Origin of the sequence: Lysinibacillus cavernae, from assembly GCF_009724685.1 — a bacterium.
Taxonomy (GTDB): domain Bacteria; phylum Bacillota; class Bacilli; order Bacillales_A; family Planococcaceae; genus Lysinibacillus; species Lysinibacillus cavernae.
Genome location: NZ_WMEF01000001.1, coordinates 682,098 through 705,777, shown reverse-complemented (window position 1 = coordinate 705,777; position 23,680 = coordinate 682,098). Strand labels below are relative to the sequence as shown.

Genomic DNA, 23,680 nt, shown 5'->3' with positions numbered 1-23,680 from the left:
AAAACTACCAATTCAAACAGTTTTATATTACGACCATTTTTTCTTTGTTGATAGGTTAAATCGGCGCTGCAAAAATTTGTTTTTCTGCTGGGTCCCAAAGGACAATTCCCACATCCTGTTTCTGATCGATTACCCTAACTGTAATGGGAATATAATCAAATAAAATCGTATTTAATTTAGTACTAATCAACTGTAACAGACCAACCAATTCCGTATCATTAATAAGAGGAACGTTTACTTCTATTTTAATATCCGTTAGTTTGCCATTTTCATATTGAAGCTTACCATTTATTTTAGGGTTTAATTGTTTAAACCCTTCTTGAATATCCTCTTTAAAAATTAATAATTTATTATATACGTTTTGGTCTAAACTAAATAATGCATCTGATGGGAACGTATAATGCTTCTTATCAATCTCAGACCATTTTGATATGGTATCTTCCTCTTTAGGAATAAATGTTTCTACTAAAAAAACGCCTGGAAGAATATCGTTTATATTTGATTCTTGATATAAAGTTAAATAAATAGGAACTTTCGGTAACTTTTTATTGTTTCTCATATCCTTAACAATCTTTTCAGCTACTTTTTCACCGTATTCTTTTACATCATTGATATCATCATCGTTTTGATCTACTTTTACTTGGCCAGTGTAAATTAAACCTTCGGCATCGGTTACTCGTATGTCATAAAATTCATTTAACGAGATCGCAATCGACATGCCCTCTAATTTGTCATTTTCTTTATTAATAAAATTATGTTCTAATACATGAGAGAGGATCAAAGGATATTTTTTTTCATCCTCTAAAACATCGCCAGTCCTATTTTTAATGGCTGGGTTTAAACCAATTCCTTCTTCTGATTTTCTGCCCAACCATTGACTAATCATTTTATCATTCAAATATTGACCTTCCTGCATAAAAAACTTATCTGTTGAAAAATGATTTGCTGATAAGTCCATGAGTCCTATTTCTATTTCACTTATATTTAAGGCATTGTTTATATTTTTTATTATTAAGCCTCTAGTAATATTAGACTTAGCAGGTTGTTGAAATTCATAAACTTCCTTTTTTTGAATAGATGAACTATACATTTTTTCGTTATTAGCAACACCCTCATCCTCTCCACTACAAGATGCTATAAACAAAATTGGCGCTATTAACAATAACATTCGCTTTCTTTTTTTCATGACGATTACTCCTCGATCATTATGTATAATAAAAAAATTCCATAACTCAACCATACCAAATTCGCCCAAATAAAACAGTATATTTTTTACAAATAAAACCTTTTATATCTAAATAAGGATACTACTGAAGCAAAAAAAGACCTATGTCCGAGAAAATACGAACATAGGCCTTGCCATATAGTAGATCGTTACTAAAAGTGCTATTTTTTTTCGTGGGGGCTTCCCACCTTTGAGCGATTGTGAAAAAATTAACATTTGTTATTTCGCATTTTTATCAGGTTGGTGAATACCAAATACATTGCCTTCGGTATCGACATAATATCCTTGCCATGCCATTCCAGGTAGAGCATATTTCGGTATTGCAACCTTGCCACCATTTTCAATGATTTTGGCTTCTGTTCCTTCGTAGCTTTCAACACCCATTGTACAGGCAAACCCGTTCAACGCTTGGTTTGCTTCTGGCGGAGGTCCTTGACGTTGCATTAAAGCACCATTGATGCCAAGTTCATCCTCACCACCTGTTACTGCTCCAAAGTAAGGCATTCCTGCATAGTCACTCCAATCTTCAAATGACCACCCAAATACTTTTCCATAGAAGCCCTTTGCTCGCTCCATATCATTTACATGAATTTCAAAATGAACTAATCTCCCCATAGTATCCTCCTCAAAGACCCAAATTGTTGAATACATATACTATAAAGCATTTTTACAAGGTTGGAAAATAAAACAACTAGATATTAATGAATTTTCTATTAATTCAATTTATCTATCACAATGTATTTATACTTTTAACCACAATGATTTCCTTGAAATCACGTATTGTTCTCTATTTCCATTCAAACTCATATGTTGTTAATTTTGACTCACATACAAACCCTAATTTATTCGCTAAACGCTTAGAGCCATGATTTGTGTCCATTGTTGACCAGTGTGGCACTAAATCATTTTTTAAACAATGCTCTAAATAAGCACCACATACTAGAGTCGCTAATCCTTTATTCAAGTACGTATCATCAAATGTTTCTACACTAATTTCATGTTGATCTTCATACACACAGCAAGAAAAGCATGCACTTAGTATGGTATGACCCTTTGTGATGCAATAGCCAAACCCATCTTGATGAAAGTCCTCCAGCGAATACCATACCTCCTCCAATACACCTTTAAGAATTCCATCTGAATCGTTTCGGATTACCTCATTATTTATTCTCTTCAACGTTAAGTTATCTGGTAAAGTAATGTATTGTTTTTTCAAAGAATGAAACATTTCAGGATCAAAATGATAGTACAGTTCATTATCTGTTTCATATTCTTTATGAGCAATCGCCTTTTCTATTGCTTGTCCCCATTGATTATTTTGTACAACTGCAATAAAGTAAGTACCTCCACAGGATTCGTACGTATCCATTTTTAATTGATTATCAATAAAATCAGGTAAAGCATCGAGAAATGCTTGATTTGTCACATCTCCTATAAAGAAACTAATAATACCTGTTTCATCTATTAGTGCTGTTGTTGGCTCCTCTGGGTTATCTACATAAATTGATCCTCTATTTACCCCGTTTATAATGGCATTTATAGTTAAAGTATTCTTCTGAGCAGGATCTAGCAAATTTTTAACTTTATAGTAGTCTTGTCTGTCCAATTTATAAATCACCATAAAACAGCTCCTTTAAAGTAATATAAATAGCTTTATAATTGACTATACACTAAAAAAGCATCCGTTATATTAAATTGCTCAGTGCGGGAACTTCCCTCAGCTCCTACTGTCACTAACACATATTCTTGTCCATTTACTGTAGCCAAACTTGCTAAACATAAACCAGCATCTTCTGTATAGCCCGTTTTCCCACCTAAAATTTCTCCTCCTGGCAATGCACTTGAAGTCATATGTTGAAACATGCGACTTGTAAAAGTAATGCCTTCTGGATGAAGGTTTGTTGGCTTAATAGAATATTTTTCTGCTGTATAAACATTCCGAAACTCATTATTTGTTAATGCATATTGTAAAAGTAAAGAAATATCCTTTACAGTCGTATAATGCTCTGGATGATGCAGTCCAGTTGTATTCATAAAATGTGTATTTTCCATCCCTAGTTGCTTGGCCTTCTCATTCATAAGTTTTACAAATCCTCTTTCTGAACCAGCAACATATTCAGCTAAGCCGATTGATGCCTCTGCACCCGATGGTAACATGGAACCATACAATAAATCCTCTAACGTCAGCTTCTCATTAGGAAGAAAACCAGCCACTGAAGCGTTTTTTTCATATAAATCATTAAATATATATTTGGGTAAAACGATTTCATCTTGTAAATCTGTAATCTGTTCAATTGCAACTAAAACAGTCATCATTTTTGTCAAAGATGCAGGATAAATCATATCCTCACTATTTTTATCTAATAGAACTTTATTTTCATTCAAATTCACTAAAATCGCATTAGTACTGTGTAATTCGATATCAAGCATATTATTGCTCATTGTTGGTACTACTTTTGGTGAATCCACAATCTCCTGACGTAATGATACGGGTGTTTCGTTAAAAATAAAATAAACAACTAACATGGTGAAAATGAACAATATACTAAAAATACCTTTTCTAGTGAACATAAAAACAACTCCTTCTCTTTATGCTTTTATTCAAACATAAAAAAAGGAGCGTTTTTTTAATTAACTATTAGTGAATTCTTAAGGTTTCTTAAGAATTGGTAGGAATCATGACCGTGAAGACTGTTTTTTCATGACTTGAAGTAGCTGTAATGGTCCCACCATGGGCTTGTACGATTTCATTTGAAATGGCTAAACCTAGTCCCGCACCACCCGTTTGTGATGACCTTGCACTATCTAAACGATAAAATTTTTCAAATATCCTATTTAGTTTTTCTGGAGGTATGGTCTTTCCTGTATTTGTAAATGAAATAATAGTCTGATTATTTTCGCTTTTAGCACTAATTTCAATTGTACTATTTGGCTCACTATAACTAATTGCATTTTTTATAATATTATTAAAGACCCTTGCTAATTTATTGCCATCTGCATATATATTGATTTCCTCATCCATTTTGATGCTTGCTTTTTGACCTTTTGGAGCTAACAATGGATAAAACTCATCAGCAACTTGCATTAACATATAATTAAGTGGGATAAGATCTTTCTCTAATACAATTGATTGTAAATTAAATCTTGTTATTTCAAAAAACTCATTAATCAATTGTTCAAGCCTATTTGATTTTTCTAGTGTAATCGCTACATATTTTTCTTTCTGCTCCGCAGGCATGTCCTTTGCCTCATCTAAAAGGCTTAAGTAGCCGATAATTGATGTTAATGGTGTTTTAATATCATGGGCTAAATAGACAACTAAATCATTCTTTCGTTGTTCTGCTTCTTGAGCATTCCTCGCGCGTTTTTCTAATTTATTTTTCACATCGTTTAATTTCTTTTCCAAAAAATCAAGCTCAGCAGGAAGTTGAATTTCCTTATCTGACTCATCTGAAAGCATCGTGATACTGGTACTAATATGATTAAAATAGCGCGTAAAACGGGATAGGGCAATATAAAAAATGATAAGTAATAAAAGAATGAATCCTACAGTTAGCCAAAGAGGTTTATTCTGTTGGAATAATACATTATAAGCATTTCGTGCTGCGTAATAATCTAGCTGCAATACATTTTCGCAAAAGGCAATAAAGGCATCTGCAAAAGGAGCTTGTAAAACACCATCGATGAATGCAAAATTGATGATTAGACCTATTATGATTGCAATAACAAGAATAACAACTATTTGTAAAACCATCTTCCTCTTCAGTCTGCCAAACTCATTTTTCAATGGTATACCCCACTCCCCAGACTGTTTTAATAAACTTTGGGTTCTCCACAGAATCTTTCATTTTTTCTCGCAAATGTCTAATGTGAACCATTACGGTGTTATTGCTGTTGTAATACTTTTCCCCCCAGATTTCTTGGAATAATTCCTCTGAGCTAATGACCTTCCCTCGATTTGAACTTAAATACCATAGAATAGAAAATTCAGTAGGAGTAAGAGATAATTGTCTTTCATTTAAAAAGACTTGTCGTGTGTCCTTATTGATAATCAAACCAGCAAAATCAATCATATCTTCATTTTGCTTTGTGCCCTGGTTGTATAATGTAAACCTCCGTAGTTGTGCCTTTACACGAGCAACCAATTCTAATGGGCGAAAAGGCTTTGTTATATAATCGTCCGCTCCTAGAGAAAATCCATTTATTTTATCAATCTCTTCTTCCTTAGCCGTAAGCATAATCACCGGAAAATTTAATGTTTCTCGGATTTTCTGTAAAATTGTAAAGCCATCAATGTCTGGCATCATAATATCCAGGACAGCTAAATCCAATTTTTCACGCTTAATACACGCCAGAGCCTCTTGAGCGGTATAATACTTAAACACATGATAATTTTCATTTCTTAAATAAAGCTCAATTAAATCCGCTATTTCTTTTTCATCGTCAACAACTAAAATATTCAACTAAATGGCCCCCTCCAACCCTCAAGATTTTTCACAGGCATTATAGCACTTACTTATGGCTATATCTATTAATAAGGATACGTTACACTTAAAGAGTTAGTAAAAAATAGGCTCAGGTTTAATCCCAAGCCTTAAAGTTTTAAATATTAATTTGTAAGATTGATTGCAATAGGAGAGGATTTTCTGTTCATATCCTGTGTAACTACTCTGCCAGGATAATATTGCATTTGTTCATTTAATTTATGTTCCTTTGCGGTTAGATTGATTGGTTTTATTTTAAATACAAGTGTTTTACTACCTAAAGTTGATTGATATTTCTCAATATGTCCTTTCGATAAAGTGGTATTATAATAGTCTGGGACATATTTATCAAGCATTGCCTGCATGGCAGCAGTCGCTTCATTTAAATCTGTGACAACTTCTACTATACCATTCGCGATCACACTTAAATAAGCTGTATCCGTTTTAGCAGGAACGGGATCTACCATTGTCCCATAATTTTCACATACGGTTATACATGCATTTGGATTGGTCATCATGACGTTGATTTTTCTCCCTTCGTTTGCCCCATGGAAGTAAAAATCTCCATCTTTCACTACATAATTCAATGGAATAACATATGGTATGTTTTGATCCACTAAACCGAGGAAAGCCGTTTGTGCGTCTTGTAAAAATCGTTTAATTTTATTTTCATCTGTGCAAGCCCTTTTCTGCATTCGAATATCTGTTTCCATCCTTATATCCCCCTATCATCTTCTATAGAGGAGTCTACAGTAGGTCTGTCCTCTAAAAAAGGGACAGTTTTATAAAAAGGAATGGGTACAACTTCAAAATATAAATCGAGTTTTACACTTTATTTACCCGAATCTCGATAAAATAATTTAAGCTGTGCAACAATCATGATGCTAATGACCACGAGTAAAAACCACGAGCTAATTTTACCAAAATGAACGATATTCCACGAAACCTCTTGATTAGGATACGACCATGCACCAAAGAAAGTAGCAATATTTTCAGCAATCCAGATGAAAAAGCCAATCAAGAAGAATGATACAACGATGGACATTTTATAGATTTTATTTCGTACTGTAAATTTGACAACTGTACGGTAAAACACAAAAAAAAGTAAAGCCATTAGCAGCCATCTAAAATCGTAAATAAAATGATGTGTGAAAAAATTTAAATAGATCATGGCTCCCAATGGTATGACAACATAACTTTTTGGCCAATCAATAATCTTTAAATCAAACCTACGCCATGCTTGGCAAATGTAACTTGCCACACTCGCATACATAAAACCACTATATAACGGTACACCCCCTATTTTTGTCCACGCTTCTTCTGGATAGGACCAAGAATTAAAATTCACTTTATACAGTTCTAGCACAAGCCCAATAATATGAAACAAACAGATGACTTTTATTTCATCTTTTGATTCTAAACCAAATTTATACATCAAATATTGCGTCACAAGACAGACAATTAGAATAAAGTCGTATCTAGCTATACCAGGTATTTGCATGGCTTTAGAAAAAGCCAGCGTAACAAATATTACAACAGGAAAAATACAAGATAATGATTGATGATACGTAAAGGTACCTAAGTCTTTAAAAACATTCTTCAACATTCATCCACCTCTATAATGCCAATGTAAGGGAATTAGCTTAATCAAAATTATTTTTCATCTTCTTGTATGAAGAATAAACGATTAATTATCTTATTTCAATATTTTTTTATCGAAAAACGATAAATTATTTTCTCTTTTTTTGGAACTATACATTGTTAAATACGTCTTTCATTTTTCTAAATTAACGAGGAAACTAAAAGAAATTTTATTCTGTAAAGCAAATACAGAGGATTTCTTCACGATAAACGTTGAAATTTACAAAATGGCTTCATATGTATGAGGTCAGTTGAATCTATTATTCTTCTACAATATCTAACTGTTTATAATAGTTCTCTACGATTGGATGAATATCGGGGTTTGCATCATAATAAACGTTATCAATTTTAATTAGAGTAAATTTAAATGCTTTTTCGCCATCAAAAAGAGCAATACCATATCGCCAGCCTGACCGTTCTTCTTGATTTTCTTGTGGAGTAAATTCTATATCATTAATCAGATGTAGAAATTCATCAATTTGTTCTTGCTTCGTTATCGTTTTAGAATAACCAGTTGAGCCATCTTGAATAATAACTTTATCTACATTTTCAATTTTTGCATCTATATAAAGTTCTTCTAATGATCGCGATTTTTCATTCGAACAAGCAGTAAGTAAAGATAGGCAAAATAAAATCAGAAACACGAATTTTTCCATTGAACCACCTCTAAGTTTATTGTACTACTTCTTAGATCAATTAAATTACATATAGTTACATTTTCACACTAATAAATTATCCTATAATACAAAAAGAGTAGCCGCATTATGCAGCTACTCCTTGCACTTAAAGATACATTTTTTGATCTAACTTTAACTGAACTTCTTGTTGGTTTATTTTTAAATTGGCAACTTTTTTTACTTTTAAATAATAAACGATATAACAGCCAATGAAGAATGCTCCACCACAATAAAGGGCTAATCGTTGAGCTGGATCAAAAGCCAAGCTTGCCATCACTATACAGTTCGCTACTAAACCTAAAATAGGAATAACCGGATACAATGGTGCTTTGAATTTTAAATCCTCCACTTTTCCACCTTGACGTATATAAGACCGTCTAAAAGCAATTTGAGAAGCCGTAATAGCAATCCAACCAATTTGTGCGCCTAAACCTGCTAGGGATAGTAGCCAAACGAATACTGTTTTTGCAGCAAATACGCTTGACAGTAATGACAATCCAGCCACAGCAAGTGTAATCAATAATGCATTCATAGGAATTCCTCTTTTATTAACCTTCCCCAAAGCTGGGCTTGCCATCTTTTCAACAGAAAGAGAGAATAACATACGTGTTGCTGCATACAGACCCGAGTTAGCAACTGATAATAATGCTATCAGAATAACAAAATTCATGATGTCTGCTGCATAGGGAATTCCTATACTATCCAGTACAACAACAAATGGACTTTCAACAACTCCCGCTTTATCCATAGGAATCATACCTGCAAGTACGACTACAGATAATACGAAGAAGAAAAGTGTACGCCAGACGGTTTGCTTTATAGATTTAGGAATGGTCTTCTCAGGATTTTCACTCTCCCCTGCCGCAATACCAATTAATTCTGTACCTTGGAATGAAAAATTTACGGTAATCATGGTAATAAGCAGAGCTGTTATGCCATTTGGAAAAAGTCCACCCTCAAAAAAATGAGAAAGAAATGGAGCATCCGTACCATCTTTCATGTCGATCAGACCGAACATAGCCGCTCCACCAACTGCAAGGAACATAATAATTGCCAATATTTTAATGCTTGAGAAGACAAATTCTGCTTCACCGAATGCTTTGGCCGATAAACCATTTAATACAAAAAGAAGGGCAGCAAATAGTAAGCACCACATCCATATTGGTGATTCAGGAAACCACCTTTGCATAAGTTGCCCAGCCCCTAAAAATTCGAGTGCAACAGTTACTGCCCAGCCTAACCAGTACAGCCACCCAACAGCAAAACCAGTAGCAGGGCCAATAAATTTCGTCGTGTATGTTTGGAATGAACCTGAAACTGGCATAGCAACAGATAATTCACCCAAACAAAGCATAGTTAAATACATAACTGCACCGCCTACTAAGTAGGCAAGGATGGCTCCGGTTGGTCCAGCTTGGTTAATGGTAAAGCCTGATCCAAGAAAGAACCCTGTTCCAATACAACCTCCAAGTGAAATCATAAATAAGTGTCTTGCTTTCATACTTCTTTTTAATTCATATTGTTGTTCTGCTGCCATAAAAAGCTCCTTACACTAATTATCTTGTAAGCACTTTCTTTTCTCCGTGCATGAAAGATAACTACTAGAAATTTTAATAATTGATAGGTTATCAATTTAGTATATTTTATGAACTGTCAATTTTCTGACAAAATAAATGCTATAGATTAGCTAGAGCAATCGCTCTTTTTATTGTAAACTTTATTTAGGGAGAGCTACTTTCTTATATTTGGTTGTGGTGACCTAATTTTCTAAGAAAAGTTCTTCCTTTACGAGATAATTGATTTTCTCTCCCCATTGCTTAAAGTAATGTATCGCCGAATAGAGAGCTGATTAAAGCTACAGCAGCAATAGCTGTTTTATTATATTGATCTAATACTGGGTTTGTCTCAACAAACTCTGCAGAAGTAATGATATTTGCTTCTGATAGCATTTCCATCGCTAAATGGCTCTCACGGTAACTAATACCACCTGCAACTGGTGTTCCTACACCTGGTGCATCATTTGGATCAAGTCCATCTAAGTCTAAAGATAAGTGGACACCGTCTGTACGTTCCTTTAAATATTCAATCGTTTCTGACATAACTGTTGTCATTCCTAAACGATCAATTTCATGCATCGTGTACACTTTAATGCCAATTTCCTTAATTAGCTTTTTTTCACCTGGATCTAAATCACGAGCACCAATAATGACGACATTCTCAGGCTTTACTTTTGGGGCATAGCCTCCAATATTAGTGAGTGCAGGGTGACCAAGACCTAAGCTTACAGCTAAAGACATTCCATGGATATTCCCTGAAGGAGATGTTTCACCTGTGTTTAAATCGCCATGGGCATCATACCAAATGACACCTAAATTCTCATAGTGCTTAGAGACACCCGATAATGTTCCAATAGCAATACTATGATCTCCTCCTAAAACTAAAGGAAATCGATTTAAGGAAATTTCGTCATCTACTTTCTGTCCCAGCTTCTCATTACTATCTGCTACAATTTTTAAATTTTTTAAGTTTGTTTTTGCTTCCGCTTCATTATCTACTTTTACTATATCAATATTTAAATCCCCTTCGTCATAAATCGAATAACCAAGGCCCTCAAGTCGTTCAGTTAATCCTGCATATCTGATAGCACTCGGCCCCATGTCAACCCCTCTTCTAGTTTGACCTAAATCCATGGGCACCCCAATAATTGTTACTTCTTTATTCATGATGTTTTCTCCTCTCCAATAATTACTTTCACAGTATAAAGAAAATGGTATATTGACTCAACCTGACATTATTTTAAATTTTTATACAGTTTGGATTATTAAAAACATAGGTTTTTTCTTGTATAAATAATTGCATAACCGCTATATCAATGAATAACAATGAATTTTTTTCCTATTATACTCATCCTTTTGTAATAAATTTCTAAATAAAATATCAAAACTTTTCTATTTTTATAGTTTTTTAAGAAAATTAAGACAGTAATTTTAGGAAAAAAAGGAACATCTTATAAAATTAATGAAATTATATCCCAAGTTTGCGTAAAGCAAACTAAAAGTAACCTCATCATACATACCAATAATCCATCCGATGAATGCTCTTTTTTCACTTGCATATCCTATGGAATTTCAACTTCTTACCATAGACGTATCGTCTTATTTGAAGACTAGATTTAGGATTTGCAAGACAGATTGATTCTCGAAGATTAGGTTATTTATCCATCGTTCTACTTGCTGTAGTCACAGAGGAAACAGATTACGGCATTCCTTTAGAAAATCAGGATTTTATTTCTAGGTGCTGACGCTTCGCTTTCAGTACAAAAAAACATTTACTGAACCAAAAATCTATTGATGACTTGCAGTGAACTATTATAAAAGGCTATGACGCTTTAAGAGCGTTATAGCCTTTTATTATTGCTGACATCTGCCTGACATAAATGCCCTTTATAGTAAACCTTGGACGCCCCAACAGTAGCTTTTAGAGGGAGTATTCTTCATGCAGCATAGATTCTGACGTCAAAGTTGTCTATTTTAGTGGTGGCATACATATTAATAGAGTATGTATGCCTATTTTGGGGAACTCAATACTATACTAATTTTTTGGAGATGATTGTATGAAGCGAGCACATATTAATGAATTAAATATTACTCGTGCACTAGCCATTTTAGCTGTACTTCTCATCCATTCTACTAGTACACCTGTTACGGCTTTATCAAGTGAATCAAAACTATACCCATTTTATGTATTTTTCAATATTTTCCCGAAATTCGCTGTACCTGTTTTTATCTTCTTAAGTGGATTTGTTTTATTTTATAACTATATACAAAAAGACTTAACAAAGGAGCTGATCGTTAGTTTCTATAAAAAAAGAATGACACAAATACTCATTCCATATCTCTTTTTTTCTATCTTTTATTATGCCGCCATGCAATTTTATGTGACGCATGATTTATCATTAACATGGCATGCCCTATTTAGTATTGAATTTCTTGAAAAACTCTTAATAGGAAAAGCCTACACACATCTATACTATATTTTTATTATTGTACAGTTCTATCTTATGTTCCCTTTATTCCTATATATTTTAAAGAAAAAACCAGCCCTATCTCCTCATCTAATTTGGATTGGCTTTATCCTACAATGGGTCTTTATTCTGTTAAATGCTGAGTTATGGCAGTACCCCTATAGAGGGAGTATCGCCTTCTCTTATATTCTCTATTTCTTGGCAGGTGCATTTTTAGGTATTTATTTTGAAAAGTACAAAAGTTGGCTCCAACTAAAAAAAGAAAATTTTCCTATCACCATACTTTTCATATGGTGTATATGGCTATTTTCTACTATATATAATATTTATTTATATTACTTTGTCTTTTCAACACAAACCTATTTAGCCAACAGCATCCTATTTGAACTAGTTTTTCAGCTACAATCTTTAACCGCCTGCATCGGCTTATTACAGTTCTCCTTCTGGATCTATGATAAATGGAGCAATGCATTGGTGAATGGCTTCATTAACCTAGGAATAGTATCATTTGGCGTCTATCTATTGCATCCATTTTTTCTTTTCCTTTACAGACAAATAAGTACTGGTGGCAATAGTATCATCTATCATCTATGGAGTGTTGGTGGATTTATCTTTGCTCTATTCGTCTCATGGATGATTGTGCTATTAATGGGTAGATTTTTTAAATATCATTGGATTGCATTTGGGCCGATTCCGAAGAAGTTTCCATATAAATAGCCTCTACTATAGTTGAATGAAAACATATATCCAGCCAGTTGTCGGTTCAACCCTGCCAACTGGCTGTGTATATGTTTTAACTTTTTATGACTATACATAATAATTTAAAAATTCCATATTTATAATAGATTATGTTATTATTAGCATTAAAAATTACGACGAAGGTGAATGTATGAAAGAACTATTATTGAAAAAGTCCTCCTATCTTCACAAATTAGAATTGGAACAATTTTATCAAGCAATGTGCTTTGCCGAGAAAGCTCATGAAGGTCAATTTAGAGTATCAGGTGAACCTTACATTGTCCACCCATTTGCGGTTGCAGAGATACTATTAGATTACAAAGCAGATATAATAACTTTAGTAGCTGGGTTACTACATGATGTAGTAGAAGATACACATGTCACAATTGAAGAGATACAAAGAACGTTTGGCAAAAAGGTAGCTGAAATTGTTGAAGGATTAACTAAAGTTGATAAAGATCAATTTTCAAACAAAGAACTATATCAAGCAGTTAACTTAAAAAAGTTATTGTTAGCTTCAGAAAAAGATATACGAGTAGCCATTATCAAAGTTGTAGATCGTCTTCACAACATGAGAACGTTACAAGTGAAAGCAGTCAAAAAGCAGGTCCCTTATGCAAGTGAAACACTCAAAGTTTACTCGCCCCTATGTAAAAAATTAAGATTATTAAACATTCAACAAGAATTAGAAGATTTAAGTTTTCTTTATCTCAAACGCTCCAAATATAAAAGTATAAAAAAAATTCTACAACAATATGCCTATTTATTAGAAGAACTTTCACAGAACATCTCGCATAACATGCAGAACTTGCTCGAACCAAGTATAGTATATCGCGTACATTATGAAATGAAGCCTATGTATACGGCCTATTCTAGTTTAAAAGATAGCCACGATGTAGCCGCCCTATCCAAAATAATCGTTACGACCACAGGTGATTTAAATTGTTATAAAATACTAGGTATCATTCATCAATTATATAAACCAGTTCCTCTACAGTTTGAAGATCATATAGCCATTAAAAATGATCTATTCAACCATTACTTAAAGACAAAAGTAGAGATTAATCATTCACAGATTGAGATATGTATAGAAACAGAATCAAATCAACAGATACGAGACCAAGGTATTTTTCACCTTCTCTCAAAAAATAACACCGATCAAGCTATTAGCTATCCGTTAATAGGAAATTCGATATCGACGAATAATCTTGTTACCCAGGACGCTCTCGAATTTTGTGATCTCATTACATTTGAATTTTTACAGGATACAATTACTGTATTTACACCTCAATTAGACCCTATCCATCTACCACAGGGCTCCACCGCTATTGACTTTGCTTTTGCCTTTAACCCTGATAAGGCTATCCAAATGAAATACGTTAAAATTAATGGAGAAAAGAAATCCGTTACAACTACCCTTTCACATTTAGATAGGATAGAGCTTTTGGTAATGAATAAGGAAAATACTCATATGGATAATTGGCTGAATTTCGCAAATAGCTCACATGCACAAATTGAAATAAACAAACAATTAACGATGAATTAAATCATTATCATAATAGAAACTAAAAAAAGCCCTGTAGAGATGGTCTCCACAGGGCTTTAAAAAATACAACGGACTAATTATTTTGAAATAGAGCCGTCTTTTACTTTGTTGTTGTTAGCATCAACTAGGTTAGTTGATTTAAATTCAACTACAATGCTATCAGTTAAAGCATAGTCAGCTTTAGTTGTCACAGTAAGTTTACCACCAGCTACAGCAGCAGTAGCAAGTTCTACTGTTGATCCTGCAATTTTAACAGTTACACCTGATGGCGCAGCTTGATCAGCAATATTTTCAGAGAAATCTACTGTAAATGTTTTGCTATCTACTACTGTTACTTTAGATGCTACAGGAACAATATTTTCTTTAAGTGCTACTGTAGTTGTAGCTTTACCATTTTTAAGTGTGTTCCCTTTTGTATCTACTACATTTTTAGCTTCAAGTACATAATTACCATTAGCTGTGATAGAACCTTCCGGTAAAGTGAATCTTACTTTTTTAGTACCATCTACAAACTGAAGTTGAGTTCCAGCAGGAAGTTCTTTTCCGCCAAGTGTGTAGTTAGCAGCAGTTGTTGCTGTTGCCGTCACATCTGCAGCATATTCAACTGTTAGTACATTATTATCTGTTACAACAACTGGTGTAGCGCCAAATACTAATGAATCTGTTGCAGGTGCAACTTCGAATGATCCAGTTGCAACATTAAATGTAATTGTATCTGCAGTTACGTTTCCAGATAAATCTGTCACTGCTTTAGCAGCTAATTCAAATGAGTATGTTGAATTGCTATCTAAATCGATGTCAACTTTCACAGTGTTTTTCTCAGCACCCTCAATTTTACCGTTACCATCTACGTCGAAACCAGCATCTGCTTTTACTGCTGTTACTTTGCCTGCAGTGTAAACAACACCATTTTGAGATTTAAGCGTTAAATCACCATCTACTTTTACTGGTTCGCTAAAAGTAAGGTATAAAGCATCTACGTCAGTTGTTGCAGTCACATCATCTGCTACTAACATTTTAGTAGAAGCAGATACAAATGTAGCAGGTGTAATATCTTTAGTTAGAATAGCATTGAATTCAAATGCATCACCAGCATTACCAGCTACATCTTTTTGTCCTTCTACTTTAATGTTTGTATTAATAAATGTCGCATTTCCTAGAGCCGTTACAGCATCAATAGTGAATACAGTTTTATCAGCAGCATCTTTAATATCAGCATCTGTTAAGTAGAAAACAGTTGAACCAACAGTTACTTTTGCATACTCTTCAGTCGTAGCATTACCATCAAGGTTTTGTTTCATTAATTCTTCTGAGAAATCAAACGTGATTTCAGTACCGTTTACTGCTGTTGAAACAGTTGGTTTTGAGTTATCAACGTCTGCTTTAGCAACTGTGAAGTTCACAGCAATAGGATTAGCCATATTATTAGCGAAGTCAGTTGCGCCAACAATGTCTACTTTATATGTTTGTTCAGCAGTTAATCCTTTAATTGTTAACGTTTTACCATTTAAAGTATAGCGATCTTTAGAAAGCTCAGCACCATTTAAGCTTACTGTTCCTTCACTTTGTACAGGCTCATCAAAAGTGATCACTGCTGTAGTGCCTTTTGCTTCTACCGTATTCACGCTAACAGGAGTTGAATCTGCAAATGTTAATAGATTGTTAAACTCTTCAGTTAGAACTTTCGCATCTGCTTTTGTTTTGATAGGTTTTACAGTCACTTTTCCATTTGTTAATTTTAACTCTTTATCAGTTGTTAAAGTAACAGTCATTCCATCTTCAGATACTACTGCTTTAGTGATAGCTACACCTTCAACTGCATATTTCTCTGTTAATACAGCATCTTTAGCATCTACAGCTGTGTTGAATTTCACTTCAAGCTCTTTTGCATTAAGTCCTTTTACAGATGCTACAGCTGGTGTTACATCTTGAACTGCATCAATTGTACGTTTTACCATAGTAGCGAATTCTTCACGGCTGATTTTATCTTGTGGTGCTAATAAAGAACCTTTACCGTTGATTACGCCGTTTTCTACAGCTGTTTCTAAGTAAGATACAGCCCATTTAGAAGCTTTAGAAGCATCTGCGAATTGGCTTAGATCCGCTTTACCTGTTAATTGGTAACCTTGTACGATAACTTTCGCAGCTTGTTCTCTTGTTAATTGAGCTTTAGGCTCAAATTTACCATTGCCCATACCATCAAATAATTCTGGTGAAGTAGCAAGCACTGCGTTATAGAACCAGTCATTTTCATTTACATCAGAAAAGTCTTCTGTTCCTGTAGCTTTTAAATCTAATGCTTTTGATAAAATTTCAGCAGCTTCTGCACGAGTTAGTGTACCAGCTGGGTTGAAGTTTCCTTTTTCATCGCCTTGGATGAAGCCTTTGTCAGTTAAAAATTGTACAGCTTCTTTTGCCCAAGATGAAATGCTATCTGCATCGTTGAATTCAGCAGCTGATGCTACTGGTACGATTGCTGATGCTACAAGTGCTGCTGTAGCTGTAGTTGCGAAAAATTTACGACCTTTGTTTTGTTTTTTCATAGTTTATTCCTCCAGAATTCTAATAAAATATATTATTCTGTGAAAACAATATTATCGCTCTATTTAATTATAAAATATGTATAATGTGTTCTCACAAATAATAATTAAAACCAATTATAGGGAAAGCAAACTTCTAAAATTACCAAGATTAAATATCCCAATCAAACTGTAATTTGCTTTACAAGACAATAATATAACTAGATTACCAATAAATAAACGCTAAAAATAAGGTAATATTAATACTACATTGGATATATAGGTAATTTCTTCATAAATAATTACTATAATATAGAAAATATAATGAGGTGGTGACAAAATGAAGATAAAATATATCCGTTTTGAGGGAATCTTTGATAAGCACTTCTATTACCTTTCTAGTGTTATATTACTTTCTTGATATAATGGCGAACTCTTTCTTTTTTTATACTTAATCCTCTTTTATTGAGATTATTTGTTTTAACCTCAATAAAAGAGTAAATTCTATGCTTAAAAATTTTTAATTGTTAAAATTAACTCTAAGCATTGCTAGACTTGAAGTATTTAATTGAGTTGGATCTATAGATTTTTTTGTAGAAGGGATGGATGAAAATAGATATTAGAAAAATGCGCTATTTCATAACAGTGGCAGAAGAATTGAATTTTAGGCGTGCAGCAGAACGTCTTAGGATGGCACAACCTCCCTTGAGCCAAGAAATTCGTAAATTAGAAGATGAATTGGGCGTTCAACTTTTTCATCGAACAAAAAGGATGGTTGAACTTACGGATGCTGGGAAGATATTTTTAGAAGGGGCTCAGCAAACACTTTTTCAATTCGAAAAGGCGATAAAAGAAACACAACTTGCAGCTGAGGGGAAAATAGGAAACGTAATTGTTGGCTTTGTCGACTCCACAGAAATTGTTATAGAAGTTCTAAATAAGTTCAGAGCACGCTTTCCTAAAATCCATCTTACATTATGCGAGATGACAACGGAGCAGCAACTGAAGGCACTTTATGAGAAACAAATTCATATTGGTTTTATTCGTTCTAAGCAGAACAATGAGACACTGGCTACTGAAGTTTGTTGTGAAGAAGCTTTAAGATTGGTTTTACATCAAGATCATCCTTTGGTCACATTGCCTGAAATTCCACTACAATTGATAAGGAATGAACCTTTTATTATGTTTCCCCGCCATTTAGGTCCAAATTTTTATGACTTAATTATTAGCTACTTTTGGGATCACGGTGTAAATTTAAATGTTGTTCAAGAAGCTATTCAAATGCAAACGATTGTTAATCTAGTTGCAACAGGAATGGGTGTTTCTGTCGTTCCCTCATCGGTGGAAAGTTATAAACGTTCTGGGGTTACCTATAAAAAAATCAAAGAGACTACACCAAAAGTAAGTCTATATGTTGGATGGAGGCAAGATGAAACATCTACTGCAGTAGATCATTTTTTAACAATTGTTAGAGAGGTATATTCCAATTCTCAACTTAATCACCATGAATAAAAACCCATCCTAAAAGGGATGGGTACTAGAAAGAAATACCTATTGTATCAAGTGTAAAAAATCAACCTGTTTTACTTGGATCGTACTCAATGAGGCCTTCTAATACTCCGTCAATCTGTTTCATTAGTGCCGGTTCTAGTTTGACGCTAGATGCTAATGCATTCTCTCTTACCTGTTCCGGGCTTGAGGCACCGATAATAGCTGAGGAAACATGTTGGTTTTGGAGTACCCAAGCTACTGCAAGTTGAGCGAGGGAAAGATCCATCTCTTGTGCGATGGGTTTAAGCTGCTGTATTGCAGTTAGTACATTATCATTCATCCAACGCTGTGCAAGTTTATTAAAAAATGGTTTCCCCGCAGTAGAGTTAGCCCGTGATTGAGTTGGCACTGGTCTTTGCGGTAGATATTTTCCAGTAAGAACACCTTGTGCTAGTGGAGACCATACTACTTGCCCAAGTCCCTCACGTTGACAGGTTGGTATCACATCGGCTTCAATAACTCTCCACAGCATGGAATACTGGGGTTGACTAGCAATGAACGGAATATTCAATTCTCGTGCAAGCGCTGCACCACGGGTGATTTGTTCTGCTGTCCACTCACTTACACCGATATAAAGTACCTTCCCTTGTCGTACCAGATCTGCGAAAGCTAACATCGTTTCTTCAAGAGGAGTAGTTGGATCAAATCTGTGTGCATAATAGACATCAATATAGTCGGTCTGTAACCGACGCAAAGACGCATGACAATTTTCGAGGATATGTTTTCTCGATAAACCTTTATCGTTTTGGCCGTTCCCAGTCGGATGGCACACCTTTGTACATAGCTCAATGCCCGACCGTCGTATACCTTGTAAAGATCGACCGAGTATCTCTTCGGCTTTCGTGTCAGAATAAACATCAGCCGTATCAAATGTTGTGATACCCACATCTAGTGCTGCTTTAACACACGCATTTGCAGTATCCTCATCTACTTTCCCACCATGATTTATCCAGTTTCCATATGCAATTTTGCTTAATGATAATCCACTATTGCCAAGTTTACAGTACTCCATTCTAAATCCTCCCTTTTATAGTAATAGCTTTATTATAAAGACCCGATTTTAATATGGATAATATATTATTAATAACGAATTAATATAAAAAATATATAAGACGACAGTAGCATTAGTGCAGTAGCTCAAAGGAAATTAGGACTGATAGCTTTCTTCTACGTTTCAACCACAATAAAGCGAATAGGCAACTACATGATTCTATGAACAAAATGTTCAAAATGAACGTTTTACTCATATTAATTTTATTTCACAATACTTTCATTATATTGACCCAACCCATTGAACATTCTATTATAATCCCTGTTAATGATTATCATTTTCATTTACATCATCGGAAAAGGAAGGTTAGAAGGATGCAAAGTTTTATTAAATTAGGGAAATTGAGCGGGCTAACGCTCATCTTGTTATTCACAATCATGATGGTTTTAGCTGGATGTAATGCTGCTCAAAATAATACAGACAAAGAGAAAGAGGAACAAACTTCTACGGGAGCAAAAGAATCTAAAGGTAGAGTTATTAAACATGAAATGGGTGAAACCGTAATTAAAAATACACCCAAAAAGATAGTTACCTTAGAGTTATCTTTTGTTGATTCTTTAAATACTTTAGGAATGACGCCACTAGGAATTGCCGATGACAATAAAAAGGATATGATCGCAAAGCTGGTCGGCAGTGACATAGACTATACTTCTGTAGGAACTCGTGAACAGCCTAGCTTAGAGGTGATTAGCTCTTTACAGCCCGATTTAATTATTGCCGATGTTGAGCGACATAGTGCTATTTATAAAGATTTACAGCAAATTGCTCCTACAATTGTCTTAAAGAGTCGCGAATCGACCTATCAGGAGAATTTAGACTCTTTTAAAACAATTGCAGAAACATTAGGTCAGGCTGAAACTGCTGAAAAGAGATTAAGTGAACATGAAAAAATAATAAATGAAATCAATTCAAAGCTGAATCTTGATACGAATCTAACTGTTTTACCTGCAGTTGTACGAGATACATCATTTCAAGCACATACTACTTCTTCTTATGATGGAGAATTACTAGAGAAATTAGGCCTGAAGGTAGCCATTCAGGACGAACAACCTTATGTTGAAATGAGTCTAGAGCAACTTGTTGAAATCAATCCAGACGTACTACTTTTAGCTAATAATGAAGGCAAACTACTTACTGATGAGTGGAAGGATAATCCTCTTTGGAAAGACTTAAAAGCAGTAAAAAATGACCAGATTTATAGTGTTGATCGAGATTTATGGACAAGATTCCGAGGAATTATTTCAGCAGAAGCAATTGCTAAAGACACGTTAACAAAGCTGAATGAAAAGTAAAGTAAACAAAAGAGAAGTAAGTAAAATAGCCTACTTACTTCTCTTTCTAATAAGTCTTATATTTTGTAAGAAAGTGTGTTGTAGTTAATGGAATCTGTAGTTAAAGGTAAAATAAAAATATATAGTACAGCAATAACTGCAATCATTCTATTGATTTTAGGAATTATCATTAGTGTTTCAGTAGGGATAGCAGATGTAGATCTCTTAATGGTGTTGAAGTCCTTTTTCGAAATAAATCCTTCAAAAGAACAGTTAATTATACAAACGCTTAGATTGCCCCGAGCGATAATCGGAGCATTAGTTGGTGCTAATTTGGCTGTGGCAGGTGCTCTTATGCAGGCAATTACTCGAAATTCATTAGCTTCACCTCAAGTATTTGGTGTGAATGCAGGTGCTTCATTCTTTATTGTCACTGCTTTTGCCCTCTTTCCTTCTCTCTCTTCCCCATCTCTCGTTTTCTCTGCATTTATAGGGGCAGCAGTAGGAGGAATAACAGTCTATTCCTTTGCCTCTGGAGGGGGAATGACACATGTAAAACTAGCGTTAGCTGGCATTGCCGTGCACTTTCTTTTATCCTCTTTAACTCAAGGGATCATTATCTTTAGTGAACAGGCAAAGGATGTTCTATATTGGTTAGTGGGATCGATTAGTGGAAAATCTTGGACACACGTTATGATCATTCTTCCTTGGTCTATTGTCGGACTATTCATTAGCTTATTGCTTTCTCGGTCAATTTCTATTCTCGTCCTAGGTGAAAGTACTGCACAAGGGCTTGGGCAACGAGTAAATCACATCCGAATTCTAGCTGGGATACTGGTCATTATTTTGGCCGGCTCTTCTGTAGCTGTCGCTGGTCCTATAGGTTTCGTTGGATTAATAGTTCCTCATATTGTCAGGAGATTAGTAGGTGGAGATTATCGAAGAATCATTCCATTCTCTGCATTGTTCGGGGCTTTACTCTTAGTTTATGCAGATATTCTCGCTCGCTTTATCGCTTATCCTTTTGAATCGCCAGTTGGAATTGTTACAGCTATTATCGGGGCACCATTCTTCCTTTATTTAGCAAAGAAAGGAAGAAATATTAAACAATGAATACTAAACAAAAGCTTTTACTAAATCGTAATTTTCACCCTAACCTTGTTCTTCTTGTACTGTTGATCATCATCCTAATTTTATCAATAGTAAGTCTAGGTTTAGGTGCTATTTATATTACACCGTCAGAAATCATTCGAAATTTTATTGGTGAAGAGACACAAAGTCAAAGATTTATTTTAAACAATTATCGTCTTCCTCGTATTATAATCGCTATCATCGTAGGAGCTGGACTAGCAACAGCTGGAGCGATTCTACAAGGAATTCTCCGTAACCCATTAGCCTCACCTGATGTAATCGGAGTGACGAAAGGTGCCGGGTTAGCAGCCGTTATCATTATCGTTCTATTCCCATCATCACCAATCATTTTTCTTCCCCTTTCAGCTTTTATTGGAGCAGCTATTATTGCTACTATTTTAATGCTGTTTGTTTATAAGAAAGGTGCACAACCAAATACATTAGCTTTGGTAGGAATAGCGCTAGGAGCAATATGTCAAGCAGGGATAGAGTATTTTATGATTAAATTCCCAGATAACGTAAATTCAACTCTTTTATGGCTGACGGGAAGTTTATGGGCAAGAGGATGGGAACATGTGTATATTCTACTTCCATGCCTCATTCTTATCCCACTATTAATTGGATTAACTTCTAAATTAGATATTCTGAGCCTTGGTGATGATATAGCTACAAGTCTTGGTGAACGATCAAAATTTCTGCGATATATTTTATTAAGCGTTGCAGTTATTTTAATTGGCGTATGTGTTGCCACAGTAGGTTCTATCGGATTTATCGGTTTAATTGCTCCTCATATTGCTAGAAGAATTGTAGGATCTAAATTTAAAGTTTTACTTCCCGCTTCCGCTCTTGTCGGTGCTGCCCTTTTGCTAGTAGCCGATAGCCTTGGTAGAGGTCTATTTCCCCCACTAGAAATACCTGCTGGGATTATTACAGCAGTGATTGGTGCACCCTATTTTTTATATTTATTACGTTCTGAACGAAAAAAGGCATAAGAAAGGTGAACATTAATGACAACATTATCAGCTGAGCATCTTTCTCTCACCTATGGATCAGCTCAAATCCTTGATAATATAAATTTAGTTGTTCCTGAAGGTAAGATAAGTGTGATTATTGGGGCTAATGGTTGCGGAAAATCAACTATTTTGCGTTCCTTAGCTAGACTATTAACACCCCAAGAAGGAATGGTTTATTTAGATGGAAAAGCCATTCATCAGCAATCTTCAAAAGAAATTGCAAAGAAATTAGCTATTTTACCTCAAGGCCCAGAAGCTCCGGAAGATATAACGGTTAAAGACCTATGTTATTATGGTAGACATCCACATAAAGGATTGTTATCTAGACAAACTCCGGAAGATGATGCGATTGTAAATCGTTCGTTATTAGCAACAAAAATGACTGGTTTTGTGGATCGTACGTTGGATGAACTATCTGGAGGACAAAGGCAAAGGGCATGGATTTCGATGGCTTTAGCACAAGACACAGATCTTTTATTATTAGATGAACCAACTACATATTTAGATTTGGCGCATCAGATTGAAATACTCGAGTTATTACGCACTTTAAACGTAACTCACGGTCGAACAATTGTCATGGTTTTACATGATTTAAATCAAGCTGCACAATATGCGGATCATCTCATTAGTATTGTTAATGGGAAAATCTATCAAGAGGGGCCACCTGAAAAAGTATTTACGAAAAGCATGATTAAGGAAGTATTTGGACTAAATTGCTGTATTATTGAAAATCCAGTTGATCAATCACCACTATGTATACCTATTGGCTTATCCTATGAATAATAATTAGTACAAGTGGGGCCGCTACT

20 protein-coding genes are annotated in these 23,680 nt (G+C 34.6%); 7 read left to right on the top strand and 13 right to left on the bottom strand.

From position 1 onward, the window contains the following. Window positions 1-55 precede the first annotated feature (55 nt). From GJU32_RS03420 to rocF, 11 genes are all read right to left on the bottom strand, one after another. On the bottom strand, window positions 56-1,186 hold the full coding sequence (locus GJU32_RS03420; protein ID WP_155590523.1) for a CamS family sex pheromone protein: 1,131 nt from the start codon (window positions 1,184-1,186) through the stop codon (window positions 56-58). A gap of 258 nt (window positions 1,187-1,444) precedes the next feature. After that, window positions 1,445-1,840 (bottom strand): VOC family protein, encoded by a 396-nt coding sequence (locus GJU32_RS03415; RefSeq protein ID WP_155590522.1) that lies wholly within the window; start codon window positions 1,838-1,840, stop codon window positions 1,445-1,447. 172 nt (window positions 1,841-2,012) lie between these two features. Continuing rightward, window positions 2,013-2,846, bottom strand: a complete 834-nt coding sequence (locus GJU32_RS03410) for a GNAT family N-acetyltransferase (RefSeq protein ID WP_338016787.1) — start codon at window positions 2,844-2,846, stop codon at window positions 2,013-2,015. A 32-nt stretch (window positions 2,847-2,878) separates the two neighbouring features. Next, entirely contained in the window at window positions 2,879-3,796 is a 918-nt protein-coding gene (locus GJU32_RS03405) for a D-alanyl-D-alanine carboxypeptidase family protein (RefSeq protein WP_155590521.1), read from the bottom strand. A gap of 88 nt (window positions 3,797-3,884) precedes the next feature. After that, the gene (gene vanS / locus GJU32_RS03400; protein ID WP_196426570.1) at window positions 3,885-4,979 is read right to left on the bottom strand and encodes a vancomycin resistance histidine kinase VanS; all 1,095 of its coding nucleotides are present in this window, start codon (window positions 4,977-4,979) and stop codon (window positions 3,885-3,887) included. A 22-nt stretch (window positions 4,980-5,001) separates the two neighbouring features. Continuing rightward, window positions 5,002-5,688, bottom strand: a complete 687-nt coding sequence (gene vanR / locus GJU32_RS03395; protein ID WP_155590519.1) for a VanR-ABDEGLN family response regulator transcription factor — start codon at window positions 5,686-5,688, stop codon at window positions 5,002-5,004. 146 nt (window positions 5,689-5,834) lie between these two features. Continuing rightward, entirely contained in the window at window positions 5,835-6,422 is a 588-nt protein-coding gene (locus tag GJU32_RS03390; protein WP_155590518.1) for a pyridoxamine 5'-phosphate oxidase family protein, read from the bottom strand. A 119-nt stretch (window positions 6,423-6,541) separates the two neighbouring features. Beyond that, window positions 6,542-7,315 carry a DUF817 domain-containing protein gene (locus tag GJU32_RS03385; protein WP_155590517.1) on the bottom strand — a complete coding sequence of 258 codons (774 nt, stop codon included), beginning with the start codon at window positions 7,313-7,315 and terminating at the stop codon, window positions 6,542-6,544. A 295-nt stretch (window positions 7,316-7,610) separates the two neighbouring features. Continuing rightward, complete coding sequence (locus GJU32_RS03380; protein ID WP_155590516.1) at window positions 7,611-8,006, bottom strand: hypothetical protein; 396 nt, start codon at window positions 8,004-8,006, stop codon at window positions 7,611-7,613. A 127-nt stretch (window positions 8,007-8,133) separates the two neighbouring features. Then, the gene (locus GJU32_RS03375) at window positions 8,134-9,564 is read right to left on the bottom strand and encodes an amino acid permease (RefSeq protein WP_155590515.1); all 1,431 of its coding nucleotides are present in this window, start codon (window positions 9,562-9,564) and stop codon (window positions 8,134-8,136) included. A 280-nt stretch (window positions 9,565-9,844) separates the two neighbouring features. Further along, entirely contained in the window at window positions 9,845-10,750 is a 906-nt protein-coding gene (gene rocF / locus GJU32_RS03370) for an arginase (protein ID WP_155590514.1), read from the bottom strand. A gap of 890 nt (window positions 10,751-11,640) precedes the next feature. Here rocF and GJU32_RS03365 point away from each other — a divergent pair. Both GJU32_RS03365 and GJU32_RS03360 read left to right on the top strand, forming a co-directional pair. After that, window positions 11,641-12,768 carry an acyltransferase gene (locus GJU32_RS03365; RefSeq protein WP_155590513.1) on the top strand — a complete coding sequence of 376 codons (1,128 nt, stop codon included), beginning with the start codon at window positions 11,641-11,643 and terminating at the stop codon, window positions 12,766-12,768. 172 nt (window positions 12,769-12,940) lie between these two features. After that, window positions 12,941-14,335 carry an HD domain-containing protein gene (locus GJU32_RS03360; RefSeq protein WP_155590512.1) on the top strand — a complete coding sequence of 465 codons (1,395 nt, stop codon included), beginning with the start codon at window positions 12,941-12,943 and terminating at the stop codon, window positions 14,333-14,335. A 77-nt stretch (window positions 14,336-14,412) separates the two neighbouring features. Here GJU32_RS03360 and GJU32_RS03355 read toward each other — a convergent pair whose 3' ends face one another. After that, window positions 14,413-16,878, bottom strand: coding sequence for an S-layer homology domain-containing protein (locus GJU32_RS03355; protein WP_155590511.1), 2,466 nt, complete (start codon window positions 16,876-16,878; stop codon window positions 14,413-14,415). 588 nt (window positions 16,879-17,466) lie between these two features. Between GJU32_RS03355 and GJU32_RS03350 the strand changes: the two genes are divergently transcribed. Continuing rightward, window positions 17,467-18,366 (top strand): LysR substrate-binding domain-containing protein, encoded by a 900-nt coding sequence (locus tag GJU32_RS03350; RefSeq protein WP_196426583.1) that lies wholly within the window; start codon window positions 17,467-17,469, stop codon window positions 18,364-18,366. A gap of 61 nt (window positions 18,367-18,427) precedes the next feature. Here the strand turns inward: GJU32_RS03350 and GJU32_RS03345 are convergent, their stop codons facing one another. Then, window positions 18,428-19,417, bottom strand: a complete 990-nt coding sequence (locus tag GJU32_RS03345; protein WP_155590509.1) for an aldo/keto reductase family protein — start codon at window positions 19,415-19,417, stop codon at window positions 18,428-18,430. Window positions 19,418-19,770: 353 nt separating this feature from the next. On the opposite strand from GJU32_RS03345, the gene GJU32_RS03340 reads away from it, so the two are divergent. The 4 genes from GJU32_RS03340 to GJU32_RS03325 all read left to right on the top strand — a co-directional run bounded on the left by GJU32_RS03340 (window position 19,771) and on the right by GJU32_RS03325 (window position 23,654). Beyond that, complete coding sequence (locus tag GJU32_RS03340; protein WP_155590508.1) at window positions 19,771-20,748, top strand: ABC transporter substrate-binding protein; 978 nt, start codon at window positions 19,771-19,773, stop codon at window positions 20,746-20,748. A gap of 87 nt (window positions 20,749-20,835) precedes the next feature. After that, window positions 20,836-21,840: a FecCD family ABC transporter permease gene (locus tag GJU32_RS03335; protein WP_155590507.1), complete on the top strand. Its 1,005-nt coding sequence runs from the start codon at window positions 20,836-20,838 to the stop codon at window positions 21,838-21,840. Then, complete coding sequence (locus tag GJU32_RS03330; protein ID WP_155590506.1) at window positions 21,837-22,850, top strand: FecCD family ABC transporter permease; 1,014 nt, start codon at window positions 21,837-21,839, stop codon at window positions 22,848-22,850. Before GJU32_RS03335 ends, GJU32_RS03330 begins: the two co-directional genes overlap by 4 nt. A 15-nt stretch (window positions 22,851-22,865) precedes the next feature. Next, window positions 22,866-23,654, top strand: a complete 789-nt coding sequence (locus tag GJU32_RS03325) for an ABC transporter ATP-binding protein (RefSeq protein ID WP_155590505.1) — start codon at window positions 22,866-22,868, stop codon at window positions 23,652-23,654. The last annotated feature ends 26 nt before the right edge of the window (window positions 23,655-23,680 follow it).

Bases quoted from the DNA above. Each gene is read 5' to 3' on its own strand.
- GJU32_RS03410 (WP_338016787.1), bottom strand. From the start codon at position 2,846: ATGGTGATTTATAAATTGGACAGACAAGACTACTATAAAGTTAAAAAT.
- GJU32_RS03380 (WP_155590516.1), bottom strand. From the start codon at position 8,006: ATGGAAAAATTCGTGTTTCTGATTTTATTTTGCCTATCTTTACTTACT.
- GJU32_RS03405 (WP_155590521.1), bottom strand. From the start codon at position 3,796: ATGTTCACTAGAAAAGGTATTTTTAGTATATTGTTCATTTTCACCATG.
- GJU32_RS03360 (WP_155590512.1), top strand. From the start codon at position 12,941: ATGAAAGAACTATTATTGAAAAAGTCCTCCTATCTTCACAAATTAGAA.
- GJU32_RS03345 (WP_155590509.1), bottom strand. From the start codon at position 19,417: ATGGAGTACTGTAAACTTGGCAATAGTGGATTATCATTAAGCAAAATT.
- GJU32_RS03415 (WP_155590522.1), bottom strand. From the start codon at position 1,840: ATGGGGAGATTAGTTCATTTTGAAATTCATGTAAATGATATGGAGCGA.
- GJU32_RS03420 (WP_155590523.1), bottom strand. From the start codon at position 1,186: ATGAAAAAAAGAAAGCGAATGTTATTGTTAATAGCGCCAATTTTGTTT.
- GJU32_RS03375 (WP_155590515.1), bottom strand. From the start codon at position 9,564: ATGGCAGCAGAACAACAATATGAATTAAAAAGAAGTATGAAAGCAAGA.
- GJU32_RS03340 (WP_155590508.1), top strand. From the start codon at position 19,771: ATGCAAAGTTTTATTAAATTAGGGAAATTGAGCGGGCTAACGCTCATC.
- vanS (WP_196426570.1), bottom strand. From the start codon at position 4,979: ATGGTTTTACAAATAGTTGTTATTCTTGTTATTGCAATCATAATAGGT.
- GJU32_RS03385 (WP_155590517.1), bottom strand. From the start codon at position 7,315: ATGTTGAAGAATGTTTTTAAAGACTTAGGTACCTTTACGTATCATCAA.
- rocF (WP_155590514.1), bottom strand. From the start codon at position 10,750: ATGAATAAAGAAGTAACAATTATTGGGGTGCCCATGGATTTAGGTCAA.
- GJU32_RS03335 (WP_155590507.1), top strand. From the start codon at position 20,836: ATGGAATCTGTAGTTAAAGGTAAAATAAAAATATATAGTACAGCAATA.
- GJU32_RS03325 (WP_155590505.1), top strand. From the start codon at position 22,866: ATGACAACATTATCAGCTGAGCATCTTTCTCTCACCTATGGATCAGCT.
- GJU32_RS03390 (WP_155590518.1), bottom strand. From the start codon at position 6,422: ATGGAAACAGATATTCGAATGCAGAAAAGGGCTTGCACAGATGAAAAT.
- GJU32_RS03355 (WP_155590511.1), bottom strand. From the start codon at position 16,878: ATGAAAAAACAAAACAAAGGTCGTAAATTTTTCGCAACTACAGCTACA.
- GJU32_RS03330 (WP_155590506.1), top strand. From the start codon at position 21,837: ATGAATACTAAACAAAAGCTTTTACTAAATCGTAATTTTCACCCTAAC.
- GJU32_RS03365 (WP_155590513.1), top strand. From the start codon at position 11,641: ATGAAGCGAGCACATATTAATGAATTAAATATTACTCGTGCACTAGCC.